Origin of the sequence: Rhodococcus sp. (in: high G+C Gram-positive bacteria), from assembly GCF_049591685.1 — a bacterium.
In the GTDB taxonomy this organism is placed as follows: Bacteria; Actinomycetota; Actinomycetes; order Mycobacteriales; family Mycobacteriaceae; genus Rhodococcoides.
This window is the reverse complement of the sequence record NZ_JBAWFH010000232.1, coordinates 1-3,150: the sequence shown is the minus strand read 5'-3', so window position 1 is coordinate 3,150 and position 3,150 is coordinate 1. Positions and strand designations below refer to the sequence as shown.

General features: G+C 63.9%; 3 protein-coding genes. All 3 read right to left on the bottom strand.

Annotated features, from left to right (window positions below; all coding sequences use genetic code 11):
* Positions 1-21: 21 nt before the first annotated feature.
* Positions 22-1,005, bottom strand: coding sequence for a YihY/virulence factor BrkB family protein (locus tag WBQ44_RS09775; protein WP_495566508.1), 984 nt, complete (start codon positions 1,003-1,005; stop codon positions 22-24).
* 31 nt (positions 1,006-1,036) lie between these two features.
* Positions 1,037-2,509 (bottom strand): glutamate--tRNA ligase, encoded by a 1,473-nt coding sequence (gltX, locus tag WBQ44_RS09770; protein ID WP_495566507.1) that lies wholly within the window; start codon positions 2,507-2,509, stop codon positions 1,037-1,039.
* Positions 2,510-2,560: 51 nt separating this feature from the next.
* Positions 2,561-3,150: fumarylacetoacetate hydrolase family protein (locus WBQ44_RS09765; protein ID WP_495566506.1), on the bottom strand; the 590-nt coding region annotated here is incomplete at its 5' end.

Sequence of the window (3,150 nt, the reverse complement as noted above, 5' to 3'; positions counted from 1 at the left end):
GGAGACTGCTGTCAGGCCCTGTTACGCCGAATCGGACTGACCGCTGCCCCGGGGGCCGTCGAACGTCACCTCGATCTCCTCGAAACCCTTGCTCCGTTGAGCCTCGGCCTGGCCGGTGTAGGTGAGCTTGTCGCCCTCGGTCAACTCCACATCGTCGGTGAACGGCGTCAACAATGCACGGGGGTACAGCTTGTTCACGCGGACAGCGTTGATTTCCACCGACACGACGACGAGCAGAGCTGCGACGTACATGAACGCCAGCACGCCGAGCACTACCGCGAACACCCCGTTGGTGACCGATGCGCGAGAGACCACATACTTGATGTACACCCCGCCGAACGCCTGAAGCAGTTGCCAGATCACCCCCGCCACGATCGCCCCGGGCAGAACGTCGGTCGTCGACAGCGGCCTCGCAGTGGCGAGCCGGAATGCCACAGTGAACACCGCGACGTTCAGCACAACCATCACCACGAATACGACAACACCGCTGACACGTCCGAAATACCCGGCCGAGCTGACCACGTTGACCGCGGTGATCGCGAGCACTGCGATTCCCACCGTGCTCAGAAGGGCCAGCCCCTTCACGCGGGCGAAGATCGGATCCGGGCGCAGATTTTTGGGCACCGCCCACGCGGTGTTCGTTGCGTTCTGAATTGCCACTGCGACACCCAGTCCGCCGTACAGCGAGCCGAGAACGCCGACGATCAATCCTGTGGTGCCGCCGCCGATGTTCTCCGGTTCGCCCAGATCCGGTCCCAGGAGCGGGATCTGGTTGAGCGCGGAGTCCAAGATCTGTTGCTGAAGTTCGGGGTTACCTGCGAGCAGAATTCCGAGAACGGTGGACCCGAGCAGCAACAACGGAAACAGTGAGACGAACGCGTAGTACGCCATCAACGCGGCCAGGTAACCGCCCTGGTCGTCGACGAACTTGTAGACCACAGCGATCGGGAAGCCGAGTACGCGATGGGCCCGCTGAGTCTCGTCGAAGCGTGCGACGAGACTCACCGGGTCACCCCGACCATGTGCTCATCGGTGATCAGCCGACCGTGGCGCGCGCGGCACGCAGACGTGCCAGCGTTTTCTCGCGCCCGAGTAGTTCCATCGACTCGTACAGCGGCGGGCTGATGTGCGAGCCCGTCACCGCGACACGGACGGGCGCGAACGCCTTGCGCGGCTTCAGCTCGAGGCCGTCGATCAGCGCGGTCTTGAGTGCCTCCTCGAGATCCGCTGTGCGCCACTCGGATACTGCGTCGAGTGCGGCGATCGCCGCGTCGAGGACCGGCGCGGAGTCGGCCCCGAGGTTCTTCGCTGCGGCGGCCGGGTCGATCTCGAAATCGGCGTCACCTATATAGAGGAACCTCAACAGGCCCCACGCGTCGGACAACACGACGATTCGCGTCTGCACCAAATCTGCGGCGACAGCGAACTGTGCTTCGTCGATGTCGGCCGGAAGGTGGCCGTGCTGGGTGAGGAATGCGCGAAGTCGGGTGGCGAACTCGGCCGGCTCGAGCAAGCGAATGTGCTCTGCGTTGATCGCGTCGGCCTTCTTCTGATCGAAGCGAGCCGGGTTGGAGTTGACGGTGGCGATGTCGAAAGCAGCAACCATCTCGTCGAGCGAGAACACATCGTGGTCGTCCGAGATGCCCCAGCCCAACAGGGCAAGGTAATTGAGCAGCCCCTCGGGAACGAACCCTCGATCACGGTGAATGAACAGGTTCGACTCGGGATCGCGCTTCGAGAGCTTCTTGTTTCCCTGTCCCATCACGAACGGCAGGTGGCCGAACTCCGGCGTCCCGTCCGCAACCCCGATGCGAGTCAACGCTTCGTAGAGAGCGAGCTGCCTCGGAGTCGACGACAGAAGATCCTCGCCTCGCAGCACGTGCGTGATCTTCATGAGGGCGTCGTCGACGGGATTGACCAAAGTGTAGAGCGGGATCCCGGTTCCGCGTGTGAGCGCGAAGTCCGGGACGGTTCCGGCCTTGAACGTCGTCTCGCCGCGCACGAGGTCGGTCCACGACAGGTCGTGGTCCGGCATGCGAAGCCGCACAACGGGTTTGCGACCTTCGTCCTCGAACGCCTTCTTCTGCTCTTCGCTGAGGTCGCGGTCGTAGTTGTCGTATCCGAGTTTCGGATCTCGGCCCGCAGCCTTGTGCCGTGCCTCCACCTCCTCGGGGGTGGAATACGACCGATAGGCCTCACCGGCCTCGAGCAGCGACTTCACGACCTCCATGTGCTGCTCTCGGCGGAGCGACTGCCGGTACGGCTCGTACGGACCGCCGACCTCGGGGCCCTCATCCCAGGACAGTCCCAACCAGCGCAATGCGTCGAGAATTGCGGCGTACGACTCCTCGGAATCACGGGCCGCATCGGTGTCCTCGATGCGGAAGACGAAGCTGCCGCCGTGGTGTCGGGCGAACGCCCAGTTGAACAGGGCGGTGCGAATGAGTCCGACGTGGGGGGTTCCCGTCGGGGAAGGGCAGAATCGAACACGTACATCGGTGGAGGTCATTGCTCGCTCACGTTTTTCAGGGATGGGTACGGCGTTGCGGAGTCGACGCTGTCAGTTCTTTGCTGCCACCGGGTTGGTGAGGGTGCCGAGGCCCTCGACCGTGATCGAGACGGACTGCCCGGCCGTGATCGGTCCAACGCCCTCGGGAGTGCCCGTGAGAATGACGTCGCCCGGCAGAAGCGTCATGACCGCCGACACCCATTCGATGATCTTGGGGATATCGTGCACGAAGAGCGATGTCCTGCTGCGCTGCTTGACCACACCCTCGACCTCGGTGACGATTTCGACGTCTGAAGCGTCGAGGGTCGTGTCGATCCAAGGACCCAACGGGCAGAAGGTGTCGTGCCCCTTCGCTCTCGTCCACTGGCCGTCCTGGCGCTGATGATCGCGGGCCGAGACGTCGTTGGCGACGGTGTAGCCGAGCACGACGTCGAGCGCCTTGGCCGCGGGAACGTCCTTGCACGGTCGTCCGATCACGACCGCGAGCTCACCCTCGTAGTGGACCTCCGTGGACGTGCGCGGCAGAACGATCGGTGCGCCGGGCCCGACGATGGACGTGTTCGGCTTGATGAAGATGACCGGAGACTCCGGAGCTTCGCCACCCATCTCGGCCGCGTGGGCAGCATAATTCTTCCCGACGG